Raw genomic sequence first — 22,629 nt, forward strand, 5'->3', positions numbered from 1 at the left:
ATTGCCTAGATTGACGTGATCGGGCGACGCAATCCCGACCTTGCAAGGAGCAGTCGTATGACCCATGAAACCAGCATCGAACGTCCGACCAAGCCTGCTATGCTGCGTGGGGCCATGCTGCGCTGCCCTGCATGCGGTGAAGGCAAGTTGTTTAGTAAATACCTGAAGGTCAACGATCATTGCCCCAATTGCAACGAAGCCCTGCACCATCAGCGCGCCGATGACGGGCCTGCCTATCTGACAATTCTACTGGTATCGCATCTGGGTGCGCCATTGCTTCTGGCTTGCTTCGTGGCATATCGTCCAAGTGCGATGACGCTGCTGCTGTCGTTCAGTTTTGGTGCGATTGTGCTGTCACTGCTGCTGCTGCCGGTGATCAAGGGCGCGATGGTCGGGTTTCAATGGGCCCGCAGGATGCACGGGTTCGAACAGCGGGCGGATGGTATCAACGCATGATCCCGATACGCGACGCCGCCACAATTATTATGCTGCGACGGGATGCCGATAAAAGCTCGGTTCTGATGGGGATGCGGGGTGCGAATGCGGTCTTCATGCCATCGAAATTCGTGTTTCCCGGCGGTGCTGTCGATCCCGAGGATGCCTCGATCGCCCTGTCCGGACAATTGGCGCCCCAATGCTACAGCCGTCTGCTGGCGGAACCGCGGCAGGGCCATTCGACCCGTCCCAATACAATTGCCGCCGCTGCCTTGCGGGAACTTGCGGAAGAAACGGGCCTTTTGATTGGCCGGTCAGGTGATTGCCCGTGGCCGGGCTATGCCGAGGCGGGGCTAGCACCCGACGCCTCGGCCTTGACCTATCTGTTCCGCGCCATCACGCCGCCCGGTCGCCCCAGACGCTTTGACGCATATTTTTTCGTCGCAGATACCACCCGCATCACCGGCGATCCTGATGATTTTAGCCGCGCCTGCGACGAGCTTTCGCATCTGCACTGGGTTCCATTGGATCAGGCGGGGCAACTGGACCTGCCCTTCATCACAGAGGTTGCCTTGGCCGAACTGACGCAGTTGGTCGATAACCTGCCCTATGATGTGGCGATCCCCTGCCCGACGACGGTCCCGTTCTTTGATAACAGGACCGACGTGCCGCGCTTTTGCCAGATTGCCTGATCAGCGACCGGTGAAGGCAGCGGGGCGTTTTTGCAGGAATGCAGTCACACCCTCGATGAAGTCCGCGCTGCGTCCTGCCTGCCCCTGCAAGCGGGCCTCAAGCTGCAATTGTGCGTCAAGGTCGTTTGCGGAAGAGGCGGCCAAAGCCTCGCGGATCGCACGATAGGCCTGTGTCGGGCCCTTTGCCAATGCGGCAGCGCGGGCTTTGACTGCGTTCTGAAACTCTGTGTCGGGGACCGATTGCCAGATCATGCCCCATTCCTGTGCCTGATCGGCAGTGACCGGTTCTGCAAATAGCATCATCCCCATTGCACGGGCCAGGCCGATACTGCGCGGAATAATCCACGTTCCGCCCGCATCGGGGATCAGGCCGATCCGTGTGAACGCCTGAATGAAGCTTGCGCTTTGCGTGGCAATAACAACGTCGGCAGCCAAAGCAAGGTTTGCACCCGCACCGGCCGCCACACCGTTCACCGCTGCAATGACAGGAACCTCGCATTGGGTTACAGCGCGCAACATCGGTTCGTATTCATCGCGCAGTGTCGCTTCAAGATTTGCAGCGGCGCTGCCATCTGTCAGATCCTGTCCCGAACAAAAACCACGACCGGCACCTGTCAGGACGACACAGCGCACCCCGGAAGGCAAAGTGCTAAGTGCTTTGGTTATTTCGGCGCGCATCTGCCGGTTCAGCGCGTTCATGACCGCAGGACGGTTCAATGTCAGGGTCGCCACCCCGTCTGCAATTTCGAAATCAATCGTCTCGAAGCCCATAACTCTCTCCCGTTTTAACGGGATCATGCAGGAATAAGCTGGTGGCGAAAGGGCGACCCTGCGTCAGTCCTCGCAACGGGGTCGCATGATTTCATCCAGACGTCTGCGTTCTTCAGGCGTCAACTCGGACACTTCGGGCGGGGCAATGTTTCGGGTGCGCAGGAAACGCCAGCCAAACAAAGCTCCGATCAGCGCCATCAAGGGGCCAGCCAACCATAGGATCAGGTTGCTGCCTGTGGCGCGAGGTTCGAACAGGACGAATTCGCCGAAACGATCAACGACATTGTCCATAACCTCGGCGTCGCTATCACCCGCCACCAACCGTTCGCGCACATAAAGCCGCAAATCGCGGCTGATTGCGGCGTTGGAATCGTCGATATTCTCACCCTGACAGACCGGACAGCGCAGCTTTTGCGACAGACTGCGGGCGCGGGCTTCCAAGCCTGCATCAGGCAAGATTTCGTCTGGTTGGACGGCCAAAACCGGTCCGGACAGAAGGGTCAGCAGGGCCAGAAGGCGAAGCAATACGTTCATTCTGCTGGCACTGCTTTACCAGAGACGGCCTTTTTCGCACCTGCTGCGACGCGATAGCGACGGTCGGTCAGGCTGATGAACCCGCCAAGGGCCATCAACAATGCACCACCCCAGATCCAGTTGGCGAATGGCTTGATATAGGTCCGGACGGCCCACCCCCCTGCGGGCTGTTCGTCACCGATCACCACATAAAGGTCGCGCAGGAAACCATAATCGATGGCCGCTTCGGTCGTTGGCATACTTTGCACGGGATAAACCCGCTTTTCCGGATGCAGCACAGCAACAGTCTTGCCGTCGCGGGTGGCATTGATCGTGGCACGTTGGGCCAGATAGTTCGGACCGTCATGGCGTTCGACCGACGTCAGCTGCAATTCATAGTTGCCAACGGGGAATGTCTCACCCACTTGGGCAACGCGAATATCCTCGACCTGCCATGCCTGAATCAGTGAAACGGCGATGAAAGTGACGCCAAGGCCCGCGTGGGCAATGGCCTTTCCCCAATCCGCGCGCGGCAACCGCAGCAGTCGCGACGCACCCGAATTGCCGGTCCGTGACCAAAGATCAGCCATCGCGCCAAAAATCAGCCACGACCCCAGCCCGGTTCCAATGATCGCCAGCGCCGAATGGCCAGTCGAAACAGCAAAGACCAGCACCATCACCGCAACGGCCAGCACCAAAGCCCCGCGCAACGGGCGAAGGGACCGGCGCAGATTTGCCCGTTTCCATGGAATGATCGATCCGATCGGCAAGACAAGCGCCAGTACGATCATAAAGGGCGTAAATGCCTGATCAAAGAACGGCGGCCCAACGGACAGGACACGGCCCCAGACCATCTCGGCCACCAAGGGCCAGATGGTGCCGATGAACACGACAAAAGCCGAGACTGCCAAAAGGATGTTGTTCAGAACCAATGCGCCCTCGCGGGACACTGGCGCAAAGACGCCCTTGGCGGTCATCACCGATGCGCGGGCGGCATACAGCGTTAACGCCCCCCCGACAAAGAACGCCAGAATTCCAAGAATAAATACGCCACGTTCAGGGTCGTTCGCAAAGCTGTGGACCGAAGTGATAACGCCCGAACGCACAATAAACGTCCCGATCAGCGAAAACCCGAAGGCCATGATCGCCAACAGGATCGTCCAGCTTTTCAGCGACTCGCGCTTTTCGACAACAACGGCGGAATGGACCAGCGCCGCGGCCAGCAACCATGGCATAAAGCTGGCGTTTTCGACGGGGTCCCAGAACCAGTAGCCGCCCCAGCCGAGTTCGTAATAGGCCCACCATGATCCAAGTGCGATGCCGATGGTCAGAAAGACCCATGCAGCCAATGTCCACGGGCGCACCCAGCGTGCCCACGCAGCATCGACGCGTCCTTCGATCAACGCGGCCACGGCAAAGCTGAAAGCCATCGAAAGGCCGACATATCCAAGATAAAGGAACGGCGGGTGGAAAGCCAAACCCGGGTCTTGCAACAACGGGTTCAGATCCTGACCGTCAAACGGCGGATTTCCCAGCCTCCAGAACGGGTTGGAGGTGAAAATTATAAACGCATAGAAGGCCGCACTGATCGACGCCTGAACCGCAAGCACCCTTGCCCGCAGGCTGGGTGGCAGGTTGCCGCCAAACATCGCCGCTGCTGCACCGAACAATGCCAGAATTGTCACCCACAGCAGCATCGATCCTTCATGGTTGCCCCAGACGCCACTGATTTTATACAGCATAGGCTTCGTCGTATGCGAATTTTCATAAACCAGCAGGACCGAAAAATCCGAGGTGACGAAGGCAATCGTCAGTGCGCCGAAGCTGATGGCCATCAGGATCAGCTGGGCCAGCGCCGCTGGCCGCGCGCTATCCATCCAGCCATGCCACCCCTTCGACGCCCCGACCATCGGCACCGTCATCTGGTAGAGTGAGACCATGAAGGCCAATATCAGGGCGAAATGGCCAAGTTCTGCGATCATCAGGGAATATCCTTTGTTGGTCGCAGCATAGGCATGTGACGAAGGCGGGAAAAGTCCCCCCTTCGTCTTTGCAGGTCAGTTTTATGTGTCGATGCCGCGGCCTATTCGCGCAGCGTGGCCGCCCAGTCCCGCAAAGCGGCGTTATCTGCGAAATCTTCGCTTGGCACGGCAACTGCGGCAGCAACTGTGACGGCTTCGGCAACGGGTTGGCTGGGCCAGACGCGGTCGCGGAAATGATGCGCCTCGCGCGCGCCGAAGTAAAAGCCGACAATGGCCCCCAGCAACCACCACAAGGGTTCCGGCACCAGCTGCAACCCCTGCATCCGCAGGCTGAATGCCGCCGGATCGATCATGGCATAGATGAACAGCGCCATCGTCCCAAGCGCCAGCAATGGTCGGGGCATTCGGTTCAATCCGTTAACAAAGCCATCGAACCAGCCGCGTGGTGCCGCGATGAATTCCTGTCCGTATTGGGACATCGCGCGGGCATAGGCTTCTTCGTTCAGCTCCATCTTGCGGGTGGCATTCTGGGTGAAAATCTCGGCCATGCCGGATGCGGCACTGCCCAGTGCCGTGACCGTGGGCGCAACGCCGATAAATCTGTCGATCACGCCCATTTTGCGGTCCTCTCACGATGCTCGGCCTGCGACAGATGATAGCGCGGGTTGATGAATTCCTCGGCGCGGGTGATCCATCCGCCTTTTCCACCGGCATTCGTGCGTGCGTATTTGCGGCTGGTGGGACGTTGGTCGGCCAGCGCATAGTAATAATTGCGCCGTGCAATCCCGTAAGCATCCATAAAATGCGAAGGCGCTGCCGCATCGGCCTGTCGGACTGCGGCAATCGTGTTCGGCCCCACCGCCCCGTCAGCCGAGGTTGCAAACCCCATACGCGTCACCAGCTTTTGCAGGATTGTCACCGCATTCGCGCCTGCGTTGACATACATATCAAAGACACTTGCCTGAACGCTTTGCGGCAGTTCGGCCAGACGAGGTTTACGAAAATAATGCTCGACAAAAATCTGTTCGGCTTGTGCGCGGGTTAGCGCCCGCACATCTGCGGCATCCACCCGTCCGTCCTTGTTCAAATCAAGGCCAAGCGTTTTCATTGTGCCGATGGTCACACCGAAGTTGGTCGCCCCGCCCGGATCATCGGGATCATTAACATAACCCCCTTCACGCATGACGATCTGCTGTGCAATTTGTTCGACGCTTTGCATGATACCCCCGTTTCGGGCAGCAGGCAGATGCCGCCCCGATACGGGAAGCTGGGCGTGCTCGGTTAACCTTGGGTTAACCAACCGCGCGTTGCATCAGCTGTCAGGCTTATACTGACCTGAGGCTTTCAGCGTGTCGATCACCTCTCGTGGCATATAGGTTTCGTCGTGCTTGGCCAGCAATTCGCGCGCCTCGAACCTGCCATTGCGATACCAGCCCTTTGCAATCGTGCCCTGGCCTTCGTTAAATAGATCGGGCTTGGGGTCCTTGCCGATATAGCTGACGGGGATATCGGCGACGCCATCCGTGATGACAAAATCAAAGGCGACACCCGTCCCCATGACCATCGAACCGTCCTTGACCAAACCACCAAGCTGGAAAAATTCATCCGGTTGCGGCGCGGCTTCGCTGACCTGCGTGGGCGACCGATAAAGGTTGATCCCGTCACTGAACCCGTACCCGATCAGCGCGACAGCGATGACCAATGCCACGGCAGCTGCTGCAACCACCTGAATGCGGCGCTGTTTCTTCAGTGACTTCATGCCAGCCATCGGTATCTGTCCCCTCAGGCCGCCTCGAACTGGATCGAACGGCGCAGGAATTGCGTTGCCTTGCCCGAAACGCGCACCGGATCGCCCGTTGTCAGATATTTTGATACCTGACCGGACCCGATGAACTGGGGTCTGCGTTCCAGATAGTCGGCAAGGCTTTCGGCCACCAGCCCTGCTTGGCTGTAAACCTTGACGCCATCGCCAAGCGCAGTTTGGAACGCGCTTTGAACCAAGGGGTAATGCGTGCAGCCAAGAATAGCAGCCTCGGGGTGGGGCATGCGACGCAGCAAGGCTTCGACATGGCTGTGAACCAAGGCCTCTGCCAGAATTTCGTCACCCATTTCAATGGCATCGACAACACCACCACAGGGCTGTGCCTCGACGTCGACACCGACCGCACGGAATGACAGCTCGCGCTGGAACGCACGGCTGGCGACTGTGGCGGGGGTTGCGAATAGGGCGACATTGTTGACGGCGACGCGACGGGGCGGCGAATTGTCGCCCCAGTTGCGTTCGGTCAAAGCCTCGATCATGGGGACGAAGACGCCAAGCACGCGCTTGTCGTCAGGCAGCCATGTTTCCTGCATCCGGCGCAGTGCGGCGGCGCTGGCGGTGTTGCACGCCAGAATGACCAGATCACAACCTTCGGACCACAGGCGTTCCACACCCGCGCGCGTCAGATCATAGATATCGCCATGCGTCCGCACCCCGTAAGGCGCATGGGCGTTGTCGCCCAGATAGACCAAGGGCAGATCGGGCAAACGTGCCGCAATTGCCTGATGCACCGTCAGTCCGCCAAGACCTGAATCGAAAACTCCGACCGCCATCACCTGCCCCCCGTGTATCGCGTGCCGCCCTTCATAGGGCGACACGAAGGATTTGAAAATGCTTCAGATCATTCAGCAGCTTCACGGAAAGGTGCGTAACCGCTGCGGAATTGTTCAAGCAGGTCTAACCGGCGCTCAGCCGCTACATCAGCCGCCTGATCCTTGACCGGACCATAGCCGCGTACCGACAGCGGCAATTGCGCCAGTTCAATGGCCACGGGCATTGTCGCATCGGTGACCGCGCCAATAACCTCGGCCATATCGGCTTCATATTCGCGGATCATGGCACGTTCACGTTTGCGTTCAGCGGAGTATCCAAAAGGGTCCAGCGGCGTGCCGCGCAGTCCCTTCATCGCAGCCATTACCTTGAAGGCTTTCAGGATCCACGGCCCGAATTCGCGCTTTCTTGGTCGCCCGTTGGCATCCTTACCCGTCAACATGGGCGGTGCCAGATGCAGGGACAGCGTTACATCCCCTTCCCATTTTGCAGCCACTTGTTCGGCGCTGGTCAGATGCAGACGCGCAACCTCGTATTCATCTTTATATGCCAGAAGCTTATAGTAACCCTCTGCGACGCTTTCGCGCATCGGTTCCGGTGCGGAATTGACAAGATTCGCAAAGCGTTTCGACAAACGCTTACCCTGATATGCAACCAACCGTTCGGCGCGTATCGCCACCGGATCGGCAGGCAGTTGGGTAACCGGCGCGGGCTTTCCTGTCTGTTCCGGAAAGGCCATCGCCCAACGACCAATCTGAAAGGCGCGCTGGTTTTCGTCGACCTTGGCACCGTTCAGACGGATCGCCTCCATGATCGCTTCTAACGGCAACGGGATCAGACCGCGCTGCCAGCAAGCCCCGAACACCAGCATGTTGGAATAGATCGAATCCCCCAACATCCGCAGCGCCAGATCATTGGCGTCAAAAAATGTGACCTTATCCTGCAACCGCGCCTCAAGCGACACGCGCAACCGGTCCGAAGGCACCTGAAAATCGCGAAAACGGGTAAAATCGCCGGTGATGATTTCATGGTCATTGACCACCGCACCCGTGCGCCCTTGGGTCATCAGGCCAATGGTTTTCGACCCTGCGGTCACAACCAGATCACCGCCAATGACACAATCAGCCTCGCCCACGGCGACACGAATGGCGCTGATATCTTCAGGCTTTTCGGCCAGACGCAAATGGATATGCACCGCGCCGCCCTTCTGGGCCAGCCCGGCCATTTCCATCATGCCGGCCCCTTTTCCATCGATATGGGCAGCCTGCGCCAGAACCGCGCCGATAGTTACGACGCCCGTGCCGCCAACACCTGTGATCACAAGGTTATGGGTACCATTGATCACCGGCAGGACGGGCATCGGCAGATCGGGCAGATCGAAAGTCTCGGCTTTCGGCTTACGCAACTTGCCGCCTCGAACGGATACAAAGCTGGGACAGAAGCCCTGCGCACAGCTGTAATCCTTGTTGCAGCTGGATTGGTCGATCTGACGCTTGCGTCCCAATTCGGTTTCCAAGGGCACAATCGACACGCAGTTCGACTGGACCGAGCAATCGCCGCAGCCCTCGCAAACCTCGGGATTGATCCAAAGACGGCGATCCGGATCAGGGAAATGGCCTTTTTTCCGACGACGGCGTTTTTCTGCAGCGCAGGTCTGGATATAGAGGATGGCACTGACGCCTTTTGCCGTTTCCAAGCCGCGCTGGACGGCCATCATTTCGGCACGTTCCTCGAACCGCAAACCTTTGGGGAACTGGTCGCGATCGACATCCTCTTTTTCGTCATAGACGACAACCAGCGGATCGACCCCCATCGCCACCAGTTCACGCGCGATCTGCGGCGCGGACAGCCCGCCTTCGTTCGGCTGGCCGCCGGTCATCGCGACGGCATCGTTATAGAGGATCTTGAAGGTGATATTCGTCCCCGCAGCCAACGCCGCGCGGATGGCCAAGATCCCCGAATGATTATAGGTTCCGTCGCCAAGGTTCTGAAAAACATGATTTCTGGTGCTGAAAGGCGCTTCGCCGATCCAGTTCGCGCCTTCGCCACCCATATGGGTAAAGCCTTCGGTGTCGCGGCCCATCCATTGGACCATATAGTGGCAGCCGATCCCCGCATAAGCGCGGCTTCCCTCGGGAATTTTGGTCGAGCTGTTGTGCGGGCATCCCGAACAGAACCACGGCGTGCGTGTGGCGATTTCGGGGGCATTGTCGTTGAGGCGCACCTCGTTCAAGCGGTCTAGGCCGGAACGGATGCGGTCGGTGCCACGCCCCTCCTCGATCAGGATGCCGCCGATCTTCTGCGCGATCATCACCGGATCCAGCGCATAGCGGGTCGGGAACAGCTCTTCCTTGGTGCGATCATGCTTCCAGCCGTGGACGCGACGGCCATGACGGTTGTCAAAGATCGCTTCTTTAAGCTGGACCTCGATCAGTTTGCGCTTTTCTTCGACGCAAATGACCAGCTCCAGATTTTCGGACCATTCCTGAATGGATTTGATGTCCAGCGGCCATGTCTGCCCGACCTTATAGGTGGTGATGCCAAGCCGGTCCGCCTCGGCCTCATCAATGCCCAGCAGTGACAGCGCGTGGATCAGGTCCAGCCAGTTCTTGCCCGCGGCGACAAAACCGATCTTGGCACCCGGCTTGCCCCAAACCTGACGGTCAATGCGGTTGGCACGCGAAAATGCCTCGGCCGCCCAACGTTTGTGGTCGATCATCCGCGCTTCTTGCGCCACAGGGGTGTCGCCAAGGCGTATATTCAACCCGCCCTCGGGCATCAGGAAATCGGGCGTCACAAAGTTCAGACGGTGCGGGTCGCCATTAACGACGGCTGTCGCCTCGACCGTGTCTTTCATTGTCTTCAGACCCGCCCAGACACCGGCAAACCGTGACAGCGCAAAACCATATAGGCCATAGTCCATGATTTCCTGCACACCGGCAGGCGACAGCACTGGCATATAGGCGTCGATCATCGCCCAATCCGACTGATGCAGCACGGTCGAGCTTTCGCCCGTGTGGTCATCGCCCATCGCCATCACGACGCCGCCATGCCGCGACGATCCGGCCATATTGGCGTGTTTCATCACATCGCCCGTGCGGTCCACACCGGGCCCTTTGCCGTACCATAACGCAAATACACCGTCATGGCGGCCCTCGCCGCGCAGTTCGGCCTGTTGGCTGCCCCAGATAGCCGTTGCCGCAAGATCCTCGTTCAGACCGGGCTGGAACAGGACCTGCGCCTCGGCCAGACGCTTTGTTTCGCGCATCATCTGCAGGTCCACCGCCCCCAACGGCGACCCGCGATACCCTGTGACCAACCCCGCCGTGTCCAGACCCGCAAGTTTGTCGCGTGCCGATTGCATCAGCATCAAGCGAACCAATGCCTGCGTTCCGTTCAACAAAACATGCTGCTTTGATAAATCCAGCCGGTCTGCTAGCGAAAATTCATGCTTGCTCATCCTGCCTATCCTCCAATGCCTGATGACCTGTCCGGCATTATAGGTCAGAAAGGTTGACCGACGAAGTTAAAAAACTGTGCTTGAGGTTATCTTGCAGGAAGGCCCTCTGCGGGTTAGGTCTGCATTAAGCGCATGGCTGATATGACAGGAATGTAATAACTATGGACTGGGACAAGCTCAGAATCTTTCACGCGGTCGCGGATGCGGGCAGTCTGACGCATGCGGGTGATGTCCTACATCTGTCCCAATCTGCCGTCAGCCGTCAAATTCGTGCCTTGGAAGAAGGTCTGGATACGACATTGTTCCACCGTCACGCACGCGGCCTGATTCTGACAGAACAGGGCGAACTGCTGTTCGAGGCGACATCGTCGATGGCGCGCAAACTGGACAGCGCCTCGGCCCGTATTCGTGACAGCGAGGAAAACGTCTTTGGTGAACTGAAGGTCACGACCGCCGTCGGTTTCGGGACGCTTTGGCTGGCACCGCGTCTGGTCAAGCTATATGAAAAATTTCCCGACCTGCGGATCGACCTGATGCTGGAAGAACGCGTTCTGGACCTTCCCATGCGCGAAGCCGACGTCGCCATCCGCATGAAGGAACCCAGCCAGTCCGACCTGATCCGCCGCCGTCTGCTGAACATCCGCATGCGCCTTTACGCCAGCCCGAAGTATCTTGAGACGCATGGCACCCCCGAGGCACTGCCCGACCTGACCGACCATCGCCTGATCTGCCAGAAGGCCGATGTGCCACAGGTGGCCGCAGGTGCGCGGCTGGTGCAGGAACTGATGGCGCAAAATGTCGGATCGACGCTGACGGTCAACAATTACTTCGGCGTTTTGCAGGCCGTTCTGGCAAATCTGGGCATCGGAGTCCTGCCCGATTACCTAACAGCCAGCCATCCCGATCTTGTCCGCGTCTTCCCCGACCACGAATCGGGCGAGGTTCCGGTGTTTCTGGCCTATCCCGAAGAACTGCGGCAAACCCGCCGCGTCGCCGTTTTCCGTGATTTCGTCCTTGAGGAGATTCAGGCATATCGTCGGCACCAAAGCCAAGCCGGCATTGAATAGCCGATGCGCCCAATTATCAGGCAGTGTGTTGATATAAATTTGCTTATGATGCAAGCAATTCAACCCTGGGGTGTAGCCATTACGCCACTGCATGGCACCTATGCTGCATTTGCAGCATCAAACGGGTTGAACAGTTCACATCATGCACATAAATCGGGCTTAGAAGGCGATGCTAAGCGTAATCGCTGATCACCTTCTACCTCCCTGTTGGACTTAGGCCGGGCCTTGTGCCCGGCTTTTTTTGTTCAGGCTTTGGCACAGCTGCCCTTCCCATAACAGACGCAAGGCCCTAAAAGGCCGGTGATTTCATGCGTAGGAAGGGCCCAACCATGCAGGAACCGTCGATCACCCCGGAATTGATCGCTGCGCACGGGCTTAAGCCCGAAGAATATGACAGCATTCTGCAGATCATCGGGCGCGAACCGACCTTCACGGAACTGGGCATCTTCAGCGCGATGTGGAACGAACATTGTTCCTATAAGTCCTCCAAGAAATGGCTGCGCACCCTGCCGGTCGATGGGCCGCAGGTCATCTGCGGCCCTGGCGAAAACGCAGGTGTTGTCGATATCGGTGACGGGCAGGCTGTCGTCTTCAAGATGGAAAGCCACAACCACCCCAGCTATATCGAGCCGCATCAGGGTGCAGCGACCGGTATAGGTGGCATCCTGCGCGACGTCTTCACCATGGGCGCGCGCCCGATTGCTGCCATGGACGCCCTGTCCTTTGGCCGCCCCGAACATCCCAAGACCTCGCATCTGGTGAAGGGCGTGGTCGAGGGTATCGGTGCCTATGGCAACGCGTTCGGCGTGCCGAATGTTGGTGGAGAAGTACGCTTCCACGCATCCTATGACGGCAACTGCCTTGTGAACGCCTTTGCGGCGGGCTTGGCCGATGCCGACAAGATTTTTTATTCCGCCGCTTCGGGCATGGGGATGCCGGTGGTTTATCTGGGTGCGAAAACCGGACGTGATGGCGTCGGTGGCGCAACCATGGCCAGCGCCGAATTTGATGACACCATCGAAGACAAACGCCCCACCGTTCAGGTCGGTGATCCCTTCACCGAAAAATGCCTGCTGGAAGCCTGCCTTGAGTTAATGGCTTCCGGTTCGGTCATTTCCATTCAGGATATGGGTGCCGCCGGTCTGACGTGTTCCGCCGTGGAAATGGGCGACAAGGGCGGTCTGGGGATCAAGCTAGTGCTGGACGATGTCCCGCAGCGCGAAACAAACATGACTGCCTATGAGATGATGCTGTCGGAATCCCAGGAACGGATGCTGATGGTGCTGAAGCCGGAAAAAGAGGCTGAAGCACGCGCCATCTTCGAAAAATGGGATCTGGATTTCGCCATCGTCGGCGAGACTATTCCCGAGGATCGTTTCCTGATCGTCCACCGCGAAAACGTCATGGCGGATATCCCGCTGTCCAAGCTGGCCTCCAGCGCGCCGGAATATGACCGTCCATGGGTGGAAACCCCCGCAGCGGGTGACATGCCCGCCCTGCCCGCCATCACCCCGATTGAAGGATTGAAGGCGCTGATCGGCAGCCCGAACTATGCCCACAAAGCATGGGTCTGGCAACAATATGACACTCAGGTCGGTGCCGACACCATCCGTCGCCCCGGCATGGGCGCAGGTGTAGTGCGCGTTCATGGCACCCGCAAGGCGCTGGCCTTTACCAGCGACGTGACCCCGCGTTACGTCAAAGCCAATCCGTTCGAGGGCGGAAAGCAGGCCGTGGCCGAAGCCTATCGCAACCTGACCGCCGTGGGCGCCCTGCCCTTGGCGACCACCGACAACCTGAACTTCGGCAACCCCGAAAAGCCCGAAATCATGGGCCAGCTGGTCGGCGCGATCAAAGGTATCGGCGAAGCCTGCAGTGCGCTGGACTTCCCGATCGTGTCGGGCAACGTCTCGCTGTATAACGAAACCGACGGCAGCGGCATTATGCCGACCCCCACCATCGGCGGCGTTGGCCTGATTGCCGATCTGGATGATCTGATTGCGGGCCTGCCCGTTGACGGCGACATCGCACTGGTGATCGGCACTACGGCAGGCCACTTGGGTCAATCCGCTTTGGCAGCCGAGGCTTTCGGCATCGAAGCAGGTGACGCACCGCATGTCGATCTGGCCGCTGAACGCTTGCACGGCGAATTCCTGCGTGAAAATCGCGGGCTGTTCACATCTGCTACGGACCTGTCGGATGGCGGCTTGGCTTTGGCGGCGTTCGAAATGGCCGAAGGTGCAGGACTTGGCGTCACGCTGGACAATGCCGACATTGCCCAATTGTTTGGCGAAGATCAGGCACGCTATCTGGTCGCATGTTCGGCAGATAACGCTGCGGCACTGACCGACGCGGCCCAAAAGGCTGGCGTTCCGGTGGCGGCTGTTGGGCGCTTTGGCGGGGATACGGTCAGCTTCGGTGATGACGCATCGGCACTGGCGGGCCTGTCCCAGTTGTACCGCAGCGCTTTTGCCAAAGCGATCAAAGGCGACATGCCGGATCACGTATGACCGTCACAGCCCCCGCGGGATATGCCGCCATCATCACGGCGGCTGGCCGCGGCACCCGTGCGGGGCCGGGCGATCCCAAGCAATGGCGTGAGATCGCGGGCCGTCCGGTCCTTGACCACACGCTGGCAGCTTTCGCTGGCTTTGACCGCGTCGTTCTGGTCGTTCATCCGGACGATATGGGCGCGGCCATTACCCGCTATGCGGGGCCGGTGACGATTGTCACAGGGGGCGACACCCGTTCGGATAGCGTCCGTGCGGGGCTGCTGGCGCTCGAGAGTCGGGCCACGCATGTCCTTATCCATGATGGCGCACGCCCGCTGCTGGGCGATCAGGTCATTCAAGGGGTCATAGACGCGCTGTTAGCAGGGTCTGTGGCCGCAGCCCCCGCCTTACCGCTAAGCGATGCGCTGTGGCGCGCTAATGGCAATCAGGTCGCAGGTGCAGCATCGCGTGACAACCTGTTCCGCGCCCAGACACCGCAAGGCTTTCAACTGGACGCAATTCTTGACGCTCATCGCGCCTTTCCCGATGGGGCAGCCGATGATGTCGAGCTGGCGCAGAGGGCCGGTCATGCGGTGGACATCACTGCCGGATCAGAGGACAATCTGAAAATCACATATCCCGCTGATTTTACGCGGGCTGAACGCATCCTTGGGGGTCGCATGGATATTCGCCTTGGCAATGGCTATGACGTCCACGCTTTTGGTCCGGGCGACCATGTCTGGCTGTGCGGTGTGCAAATTCCCCATGACAAAGGTCTGGTGGGCCATTCAGATGCCGATGTCGGCATGCACGCGCTGACCGATGCTATCTATGGCGCGCTGGCCATGGGGGATATCGGACGCCATTTTCCGCCCTCGGACCCACAATGGAAAGGTGCGGACAGCAGCATTTTTCTGGAACATGCCGCCAATCTGGCGCGTAAAAACGGGTTCCGTTTTGGGAATGCCGATGTCACCCTGATCTGTGAAGAACCCAAAATCGGCCCCCATGCCATCGCGATGCAGGACCGCCTTGCGACTATTATGGGGCTGGAGGGCGGACGTATCAGCGTCAAGGCCACCACCTCCGAACGTTTGGGCTTTACCGGACGACGTGAAGGCATCGCCTCGATTGCCACTGTTACCCTGATCAAGGATTAAGCCATGGAACGCCTGCTTTGCATCTGGTTTGGCGCGGGCCTGCTGCGCCCCGCCCCCGGCACTTGGGGATCTGCGATTGCGGTGGCGCTTGGGCTGCTGATCCACCGGATCGGGAATTTTCCCCTGCTGGCCGTCGCGACTGTCATTGTCACGGCTGTCGGCTTCTGGGTCGTTGCACGTCATACCAAAGGCATGGCCGATCCCGACCGCAGTGAAATCGTCATCGACGAGGTTGCGGGCCAGTGGATCGCATTGTTGTTCCCGTCCTTCGGGTTCTGGATGATGGGCCTGCCTGCCGATAATTTCCCTTATCCGGGTTGGGTCGCGGCCTTCTTTTTCTTCCGCCTGTTCGATATCTGGAAGCCTTGGCTGGTCGGTCGTGCCGATCGCCGCCATGATGCGGCCGGTGTGATGATCGACGACCTTTGGGCCGGTCTGTTCGCCGGCATTGCCACCATGGTGGCCGCCACCGCCTATCACATTCCGATGATGCTATGAGCCAAGCAGCCGATGTTTTGCAGGCCGCACGCGACCGCGGCCTTAGCATTGCAACTGCGGAAAGCTGCACGGGTGGTCTGATTGCAGGTGCCTTGACCGAAATCCCCGGTTCGTCGGATGCATTCGATCGGGGGTTCGTGACCTATTCCAACAGCGCCAAACAACAGATGCTGGGCGTGCACGCCGAGACCATCCATGAATTCGGCGCGGTCAGTGAACAGGTTGCAGCCCAGATGGCAGCGGGGGCCTTGCGTAACTCGGATGCAGGGATCGCGGTCGCTGTCACGGGCATCGCGGGTCCCGGTGGGTCAGAACATAAACCCGAAGGGCGCGTCTGCTTCGGAATGGCCCAAGCCTATGGCACAACGACCGAGACTGTGGAATTCGGGGCCATCGGTCGCCACCGTGTCCGTGCGGCAACCGTTGAACATGCCTTGCAGCTGTTGCTGACGGCCTTGCGCTGATCAGCCTGCCAGAATGCTGCCAAGTGCCGCAATATCCTGATCCGGCGTGTCCCATGCGCAGACCAACCGGATGGGGACCAATCCCGTGCCCGCGACCGACGGATCGGGCCAGGGATAATAATAGGCACCCGCCGCCTTTGCGCGCTGATCTGTTTCCGGTGTAATCGCGGCAAAGACACCATTCGACTGGACGGGCTGCAATAACCGCCCGCCGCCGTTCTGGACCGCCTGCCCCAGAACACTGGCCTTGGCATTGGCGCGGATCGCCAGATCCAGCCACAGACCATCGGTCGCCAGCGCCAGCATCTGGGCTGCCAGAAAGCGGTTCTTGGAAAAGACGTGACCGGCCTGCTTGCGGCGATAATCGAACCCTTCGGCGCGGGCGGGGTCGAAAAAGACCACAGCCTCGGCCCCCATTGCGCCGTTTTTCGTCCCACCAAAGCAAAGCGCATCGACGCCGGATTTCCACGTTAGTTCCGCAGGCGAACACCCCAGATGCGCGGCGGCATTGGAAAAGCGCGCACCGTCCATATGCAGCGGCAAACCGGCATCGTGACTGATTGCCGCCAAAGCTGCGACCTGATCCGGGGAATAGACCGTCCCCCATTCCGTTGCGTTGGTGATCGAAACCATGGCGTTCATTCCGCCATTCAGCCCTTCGTCCGCCCCGTCGGCAATCGCACGCGACAGGGTGTCAGGATGCAGGTTGCCACCATCGCCTTGCAGCGTCACCAGCTTGGCACCATGGGTGAAAAATTCCGGCGCGCCACATTCGCTGGTCTGGATATGGGCATCATCATGACAATAGATACGGCCATAGGGCGGTGACAATTGGGCGCAGACCAAAGCATTCGCCGCCGTCCCTGTGGCGACAAACCGCACAACAGCATCAGGTGCCTGCAACAGATCGCGCATCGCCTCTTGCGCCTCGTCGGTGACATGATCAGCGCCATAGCTTTTAGCCGCCCCGTAGTTCGCCTTGGTCAGCGCGGCAAAGACTGCGGGGTGCGCGGCGAAGACGTTGTCAGATGCGAAATTCATGACAGATCCTCGATAATGTGATCTTCCCAATCGTCTTCATCAACCGAGACTTCGCTGACAGTCCAGCCACGGACGCTGGCGCCTGCTTCGTGCACGGTATCGCGGCTGCCGGAAAGCAGATGGTGCCAGCGGTAAAGCGGCTTGCCTTCATGGCGCAGGCGATAGGCACAGGTCGCGGGCAACCACCATGCAATTTCCTTGATTTTCTTGGGTGTCAGGACGACGCAATCAGGCACGAAATCATGCCGGTTCGCATAGCTGCCGCATTGGCATGCATCCCCGTCCAGCAGCTTGCAAGCCACGCGGGTGAAGGCAATTTCGTTCGTATCCTCGAACTCGATCTTGTTCAGGCAGCATTTGCCACAGCCGTCACATAACGCTTCCCACTCGGTCGGGGTCAGCTTGGGCAGCGGCAATTTCCAGAATTCGTCACGCATCAGCGACCTGCCAATAAAGCGCGTGCATCCAGCGCATCTTGGGCGATCTGGTCAATCAATGCCTGAACGCCATCGAATTTCGCCTCGTCCCTCATGAAATCGACCAATGCCACCGACAGATGCTGACCGTAGAGATCGCCACTATAATCGAACAGATGCACCTCGAGGTTCGGTTCATTCCGGCCAAACATCGGGCGCACCCCAAGTGAGGCGACGCCCTTACAGGTCATATGGTCCGGTCCGGTCAGCACATCCACCAGAACGGCATAGACACCAAGGCGCGGCAAGTGCAGATCATCCATCCGCATATTCGCCGTTGGCCAACCGAATTCGCGGCCCCGCTTTTCACCGTGTACAACCTTACCCTCGACGCGGTGCCAATGGCCCAGCATCCGTTCGGCATCATGTGTGCGCCCGTCCGTCAGCGCATTACGGATCGCGGTCGAGCTGTATTGCCCGCCTTCCGCGCCGATCAGTGGAACGATGGTGACATCAAAGCCGTATTTCTGGCCCAGTTCCTGCAACGTCTGCGCGTTACCGCCACGGTCCTTGCCAAAGCAGAAATCCGCGCCGACGGTCACATGTGCAATGCCCAGACCATCGGCCAGAACATCACGTGCGAAAGCCTCGGGCGTCAGACCGGCTAGTACAGGACCAAAGGGCAATTCGTACAGATGATCGACATCCAGCCGCGCCAGACGGTTCGCCCGCGCTTCGGGGTTCATCAGGCGGAATGGCGGGGCATCGGGCATGAAATACTGCCGTGGATGCGGTTCGAATGTCACGATACCCAAAGGGGTATCCGCCGCTGCACGGGCGGCGTCGATGACGGCCCTATGGCCTTTGTGAACGCCGTCAAAGTTTCCCATGGCAACAGTTGCCCCACGGGATTCTGACGGCCGTCCGGTCCAGTCACGATGGATCTGCAATGCGCCCCCAATGGAACGCCAATGCGCCCCGTCAGTCAGTCGAATTTGCGGCTTGGGGCCAGCACGACCGCCTCGCCTTTCAGCACGATCCTATCGCCCACGAGACAGCGGGTTGCAAGCGTGACACGGCGTTTTGCATGGTCGATCGTCTCGACCGCAACTTCCGTATGCACAATATCCCCCGGACGCACTGGTGCCATGAACTTTAGCGTCTGTCCCAGATAGACGGTCCCGTGACCCGGCAATTGTTCCCCGATCACCGCCGAGATCAATCCCGCCGTCAGCATGCCATGCGCGATACGCCCTTCAAATTGGGTATTTGCGGCATAATCATCATCCAGATGAACCGGATTATGATCGGTAGAGATTTCGGCGAACAGCTGGATATCCCGATCGGTAATCTGTTTTTTCAAATGACGACGCATGCCGACCTCAAGATCTTCCAGATAAATCGTGCCGCGGGGATAATTGTCCAACATCATCGTGATCCGTCTGTGCCATCGCAATACTGCTAAATGCTGCATAGCAGCATTTTCACTCCGCCGCAACAATTCATCAGAATGGCGGCAACTAAAGCAATATTGTTATTTAATGTAAAAAGCCCGCACATTAGCGGGCTTTCAAGTCGCACTGAAGGTTTGCGCTTAGCGAAGGCGACCGATGGCATAGGTCGGGCTGCGGTCACGTTCCATCAGCCAGTCATGCAACTGCGCCTCGGCGGGATTTTCGACGTCAGACCCGAAGGCTGCCGCGGCAAGACCACCGGTGACAAAGATTGAATCGATCCCCTGCTGCATGGCACCCAGAATATCGGTGTCGATCCCGTCACCCACCGCAAGGCAGCGGGTATCGGCATCAAGCCCCATCAGGCGACGCGCTCGGTCATAGATCGGCGCATGCGGTTTGCCGAAATAATGCGTTGTGCCGCCCATGTTTTCATAAAACTCGGCCAAGGCACCGGCGCAATAGATACGCGTTTCCCCCATATCGACCACGATATCAGGGTTCGCGCACAGCATCGGAACGCCCCGCTCCACCAAGGGCTGGAAACGGTCACGATAATCTTCTGGCGTTTCGTTCAATTCATCGAACGGCCCCGAAGCGACAATACCCTCGGCATCGGACGGTTCGACCCGTTCGACCGCAGGGCTGGCCGCATGTTCGGCGGGAATGTCAGTGAAGAAACCGAAGTCTTTTTCGGTGCCGATATGCCAGACCTTGCGACCGACAGCGCCTTCGAACATGGCATCCTGCGCAGCATCGCCTGAACTGATGACGATATCCCACGCATCCCGCGGCACGCCCATCCGGTCAAGCTGGGCGATAACATATTGGTTCGGACGCGGGGCATTGGTCATCAGGCAAACCTTGCCACCTTGTGCACGATACGCCTGCAATGTCGAGACTGCTGCGGCATAAGGATGTTTGCCATTATGCAAACATCCCCAGAGGTCACAGAAAAGCGCATCGTAGCTGGCCGAGATATCGGCCAGCGAATGGATAATACGGGTCATCAGACGGCCAGAACCGGAATGATCTGCTTCTTACGGCTCATGACGCCCGGCAGGACAACGGTATCGCCGGTGACAGTCACAGCAAAGCTGCGTTCGGCCACTTGTTTGACATAGTCATTGGGCACCAGAAGCGTGGCTTCTTCGCGCAGGATGTCCACAATGAACAGCAGAACCTGATCGGCGCCGTCAGCCGCAGCAACAGCAGGCATCGCCGCCATCAAGGCCGCCTTGCGATCCAGCAGAACCTGAGGAGCGGTCGTTTCCAGAACCGAAACGCGCAGCTGCTTGCCGCCCAATTCGTATTCCTTGCTGTCCATCCGCAGCAAAGCATCGTCGCCAAAGGCGCTGACATCGGATTTCGCGGCAAACATTTCGGATGCGAATTCGCTGATCGTCACGCCCAGGTCGGCAGCGAGCTTTTCAGCAACAGCGCGGTCATGCGGTGTGGTGGTCGGGCTGCGGAATTCCAGCGTGTCCGACAGGATGCAGGTCAGCATCGCGCCTTTGATGCCTTCGGGCGCACGGGCAATGTCATCACCGATCAGATCGTACATAATGGTCGCGGTGCATGCCAGCGGACGGATGGTGATATTGATCGGCGCACGGGTCTTGATGCCGCCTGCCAGCATGTGGTGGTCGATGATCTCGATCACGTCGGCTTCAGCCAGCGAAGCGGGCAACTCGGCGGGGTTGTTGGTGTCGACGATGACGCATTTGTCGCCAGCGGTCACATCCGCAAAGATTTCCGGCTTGGCCAAGTTCCAGCGGTTCAGCATCCAGGCGGCTTCGGTGTTAGGCTCACCCTGCAACAAGGCAACGGCGGGGGTCTTGCGGACTTCGTTCAGGTACCATGCCCAGATGATGGGCGAACCTGTCGAATCCGTGTCGGGGGAAGTATGGCCAAATACCTTGATCATGATGCGCCTCGATCGTGTTGAAGGATGGATATGTTGCGGGGGTTATAGGGGTCCGGAAAAGCGTTGTCCACGTTTTGCACAACGGGTCCGGCATAAGAAAAAGGACGCCCGTTCCGGGGCGTCCTTTGTCATCTGGTTGCCGTAATCGGCTTAGGCTGCGACACGGGCAGTCAGGACATCCTCGACACGTTTTTGTGCGCCACCTTCATCAATGCCGATGACAGCAGCAACTTCGCGGGTCAGACGTTCCAGCGCAGCTTCGTAAAGCTGGCGTTCGGAATAGGATTGTTCGCGCTGGTCATCGCTGCGGTGCAAGTCACGGACAACTTCGGCGATGGCCATCAGATCACCCGAGTTGATCTTTTGTTCGTATTCCTGCGCGCGACGCGACCACATGGCGCGTTTTACGCGGGCTTTACCCTTCAACGTGTCCATTGCACGTTCGATCAGATCGGGCGACGACAGGCTGCGCATGCCGATTTCGGTCGCGCGGGCGGTCGGAACGCGCAGGGTCATCTTATCCTTGTCGAAGGAAATGACGAACATTTCCAGCCGCAGGCCAGCGACCTCTTGTTCGTCGATCGATACGATACGGCCAACACCATGGGCCGGATATACGACAAACTCGTCAGGGCGGAATTCGTTCTTCTTGGCTTTCGACATTTGGCTTCCTTATGGATGGTGTCCAAAGGACGGACACAAAGGCCCGCAGGCGACAATTGCCGCCTTCGGCCCGTTTTATTTTATGTTTGGCTCTGCTCCGGCAGAAGGGACAGAGAATAGCAGCATCGGGCACAGACCCGAGGGTGCCCCTGACCTTCGCCAGAAGCACGTCTGGAACGAATATAACACAAAAATGACGTTAAAAAAAGCGCTGGCTTACAAACTGCAAAAGGGGACCGGACGACGACGTTGTCCAGTCCCTGCAATCTGCTGCCGATGATCGCGAACAGGCAGCGTTACTGCCGGACCGAATCACCCGTCTTTATATCAGTCGCCGTCGCCGGGTTTCTCCGAGAAGAACTCCTCCAGCTTGCCTTCCTTGCCATCCATTTCGGTGGCATTGGGCATCGGATCTTTCTTCTGGGTAATAACCGGCCATTTTTCGGAATAGGTGCGATTGAATTCGACCCATTTTTCCATGTCCGGCTCGGTATCGGGGCGAATTGCATCAGCGGGGCATTCAGGTTCGCAGACACCGCAATCGATGCATTCGTCCGGATGAATGACCAGCGTGTTCTCACCCTCGTAGAAGCAATCTACCGGGCAGACCTCGACGCAGTCGGTAAATTTGCACATGATGCAGTTGTCGGTCACGACATAGGTCATCTGGGCACTCTTATCTTATAAGGATCGCGAATTCACCTAGTCGCTTCGGCGGGATCAATCAACCCGTCACCCGCTTCCAGATACATCATGCTTGCTTCCGGGGCGGGCCCGCGGCGATCAGCGAACCCGACAACCGTCAGATTGCGGATCTGCTTGTTCGCCGAGATCCGCAACGTATCACCGATGCGGACAATCTTGGCAGGTTTGCGGCAGGGCTGGCCGTTCACACGAATCTTGCCGCCTTCAATCAGGTCAGAGGCAAGAGCGCGGGTCTTGAAAACCCGCGCATAGAACAGCCATTTATCCAGCCGCAACCCTGCAGCCGCCTCGGTCAC

The 22,629-nt window shown here is 58.7% G+C and carries 24 protein-coding genes; 7 read left to right on the forward strand and 17 right to left on the reverse strand.

Features of this window, described 5'->3' with window-relative positions; all coding sequences use genetic code 11:
* Positions 1–57: 57 nt before the first annotated feature.
* Together DWB67_RS07980 and DWB67_RS07985 are read left to right on the forward strand one after the other, a co-directional pair.
* Positions 58–456, forward strand: coding sequence for a DUF983 domain-containing protein (locus DWB67_RS07980; protein WP_119807010.1), 399 nt, complete (start codon positions 58–60; stop codon positions 454–456).
* Entirely contained in the window at positions 453–1,127 is a 675-nt protein-coding gene (locus DWB67_RS07985; protein ID WP_119807011.1) for an NUDIX domain-containing protein, read from the forward strand. Before DWB67_RS07980 ends, DWB67_RS07985 begins: the two co-directional genes overlap by 4 nt.
* On the opposite strand, the gene DWB67_RS07990 is transcribed toward DWB67_RS07985, so the two are convergent.
* From DWB67_RS07990 to DWB67_RS08025, 8 genes are all read right to left on the reverse strand, one after another.
* On the reverse strand, positions 1,128–1,898 hold the full coding sequence (locus DWB67_RS07990; protein WP_119807012.1) for an enoyl-CoA hydratase-related protein: 771 nt from the start codon (positions 1,896–1,898) through the stop codon (positions 1,128–1,130).
* A 63-nt stretch (positions 1,899–1,961) separates the two neighbouring features.
* Entirely contained in the window at positions 1,962–2,432 is a 471-nt protein-coding gene (locus DWB67_RS07995; RefSeq protein ID WP_119807013.1) for a cytochrome c-type biogenesis protein, read from the reverse strand.
* A complete protein-coding gene (locus DWB67_RS08000; protein ID WP_119807014.1) occupies positions 2,429–4,393 on the reverse strand; it encodes a heme lyase CcmF/NrfE family subunit in 1,965 nt (654 codons plus the stop codon). Before DWB67_RS08000 ends, DWB67_RS07995 begins: the two co-directional genes overlap by 4 nt.
* A gap of 101 nt (positions 4,394–4,494) precedes the next feature.
* Positions 4,495–5,010 (reverse strand): holin family protein, encoded by a 516-nt coding sequence (locus DWB67_RS08005; protein WP_119807015.1) that lies wholly within the window; start codon positions 5,008–5,010, stop codon positions 4,495–4,497.
* Positions 5,001–5,612, reverse strand: a complete 612-nt coding sequence (locus DWB67_RS08010) for a holin-associated N-acetylmuramidase (protein ID WP_119807016.1) — start codon at positions 5,610–5,612, stop codon at positions 5,001–5,003. Before DWB67_RS08010 ends, DWB67_RS08005 begins: the two co-directional genes overlap by 10 nt.
* A gap of 93 nt (positions 5,613–5,705) precedes the next feature.
* Positions 5,706–6,152, reverse strand: a complete 447-nt coding sequence (gene ccmE, locus DWB67_RS08015; protein ID WP_119807212.1) for a cytochrome c maturation protein CcmE — start codon at positions 6,150–6,152, stop codon at positions 5,706–5,708.
* 23 nt (positions 6,153–6,175) lie between these two features.
* Positions 6,176–6,988: a glutamate racemase gene (locus DWB67_RS08020; protein WP_119807017.1), complete on the reverse strand. Its 813-nt coding sequence runs from the start codon at positions 6,986–6,988 to the stop codon at positions 6,176–6,178.
* Between the two features lie 68 nt (positions 6,989–7,056).
* A complete protein-coding gene (locus tag DWB67_RS08025) occupies positions 7,057–10,446 on the reverse strand; it encodes an indolepyruvate ferredoxin oxidoreductase family protein (RefSeq protein ID WP_119807018.1) in 3,390 nt (1,129 codons plus the stop codon).
* Between the two features lie 161 nt (positions 10,447–10,607).
* On the opposite strand from DWB67_RS08025, the gene DWB67_RS08030 reads away from it, so the two are divergent.
* The 5 genes from DWB67_RS08030 (at position 10,608) to DWB67_RS08050 (ending at position 16,127) form a co-directional block, all read left to right on the forward strand.
* Positions 10,608–11,513 carry a LysR family transcriptional regulator gene (locus tag DWB67_RS08030; RefSeq protein WP_119807019.1) on the forward strand — a complete coding sequence of 302 codons (906 nt, stop codon included), beginning with the start codon at positions 10,608–10,610 and terminating at the stop codon, positions 11,511–11,513.
* A 329-nt stretch (positions 11,514–11,842) separates the two neighbouring features.
* Positions 11,843–14,023 carry a phosphoribosylformylglycinamidine synthase subunit PurL gene (gene purL, locus DWB67_RS08035; protein WP_119807020.1) on the forward strand — a complete coding sequence of 727 codons (2,181 nt, stop codon included), beginning with the start codon at positions 11,843–11,845 and terminating at the stop codon, positions 14,021–14,023.
* A complete protein-coding gene (locus DWB67_RS08040) occupies positions 14,020–15,165 on the forward strand; it encodes a bifunctional 2-C-methyl-D-erythritol 4-phosphate cytidylyltransferase/2-C-methyl-D-erythritol 2,4-cyclodiphosphate synthase (protein WP_119807021.1) in 1,146 nt (381 codons plus the stop codon). The genes purL and DWB67_RS08040 overlap by 4 nt, the downstream gene beginning before the upstream one ends.
* Positions 15,166–15,168: 3 nt before the next feature.
* Positions 15,169–15,663, forward strand: coding sequence for a phosphatidylglycerophosphatase A (locus tag DWB67_RS08045; RefSeq protein ID WP_119807022.1), 495 nt, complete (start codon positions 15,169–15,171; stop codon positions 15,661–15,663).
* The gene (locus DWB67_RS08050; RefSeq protein WP_119807023.1) at positions 15,660–16,127 is read left to right on the forward strand and encodes a CinA family protein; all 468 of its coding nucleotides are present in this window, start codon (positions 15,660–15,662) and stop codon (positions 16,125–16,127) included. The genes DWB67_RS08045 and DWB67_RS08050 overlap by 4 nt, the downstream gene beginning before the upstream one ends.
* Here DWB67_RS08050 and DWB67_RS08055 read toward each other — a convergent pair whose 3' ends face one another.
* The 9 genes from DWB67_RS08055 to DWB67_RS08095 form a co-directional block, all read right to left on the reverse strand.
* Entirely contained in the window at positions 16,128–17,168 is a 1,041-nt protein-coding gene (locus tag DWB67_RS08055; protein ID WP_119807024.1) for a low specificity L-threonine aldolase, read from the reverse strand.
* Complete coding sequence (locus tag DWB67_RS08060; protein WP_119807025.1) at positions 17,165–17,605, reverse strand: YcgN family cysteine cluster protein; 441 nt, start codon at positions 17,603–17,605, stop codon at positions 17,165–17,167. Before DWB67_RS08060 ends, DWB67_RS08055 begins: the two co-directional genes overlap by 4 nt.
* The gene (locus DWB67_RS08065) at positions 17,605–18,534 is read right to left on the reverse strand and encodes a bifunctional riboflavin kinase/FAD synthetase (RefSeq protein WP_119807026.1); all 930 of its coding nucleotides are present in this window, start codon (positions 18,532–18,534) and stop codon (positions 17,605–17,607) included. Before DWB67_RS08065 ends, DWB67_RS08060 begins: the two co-directional genes overlap by 1 nt.
* 35 nt (positions 18,535–18,569) lie before the next feature.
* Entirely contained in the window at positions 18,570–19,013 is a 444-nt protein-coding gene (locus DWB67_RS08070) for a MaoC family dehydratase (RefSeq protein WP_119807027.1), read from the reverse strand.
* Between the two features lie 165 nt (positions 19,014–19,178).
* Positions 19,179–20,048, reverse strand: coding sequence for a TIGR01459 family HAD-type hydrolase (locus DWB67_RS08075; protein ID WP_119807028.1), 870 nt, complete (start codon positions 20,046–20,048; stop codon positions 19,179–19,181).
* Complete coding sequence (locus tag DWB67_RS08080; RefSeq protein ID WP_119807029.1) at positions 20,048–20,965, reverse strand: manganese-dependent inorganic pyrophosphatase; 918 nt, start codon at positions 20,963–20,965, stop codon at positions 20,048–20,050. Before DWB67_RS08080 ends, DWB67_RS08075 begins: the two co-directional genes overlap by 1 nt.
* A gap of 150 nt (positions 20,966–21,115) precedes the next feature.
* Entirely contained in the window at positions 21,116–21,628 is a 513-nt protein-coding gene (locus DWB67_RS08085; RefSeq protein WP_119807030.1) for a CarD family transcriptional regulator, read from the reverse strand.
* 327 nt (positions 21,629–21,955) lie between these two features.
* Positions 21,956–22,294, reverse strand: coding sequence for a ferredoxin FdxA (gene fdxA, locus DWB67_RS08090; protein WP_119807031.1), 339 nt, complete (start codon positions 22,292–22,294; stop codon positions 21,956–21,958).
* Between the two features lie 32 nt (positions 22,295–22,326).
* A complete protein-coding gene (locus DWB67_RS08095) occupies positions 22,327–22,629 on the reverse strand; it encodes an RNA-binding S4 domain-containing protein (protein ID WP_119807032.1) in 303 nt (100 codons plus the stop codon).

Origin of the sequence: Paracoccus sp. JM45, assembly GCF_003590715.1 — a bacterium.
Taxonomy (GTDB): Bacteria; Pseudomonadota; Alphaproteobacteria; order Rhodobacterales; family Rhodobacteraceae; genus Paracoccus.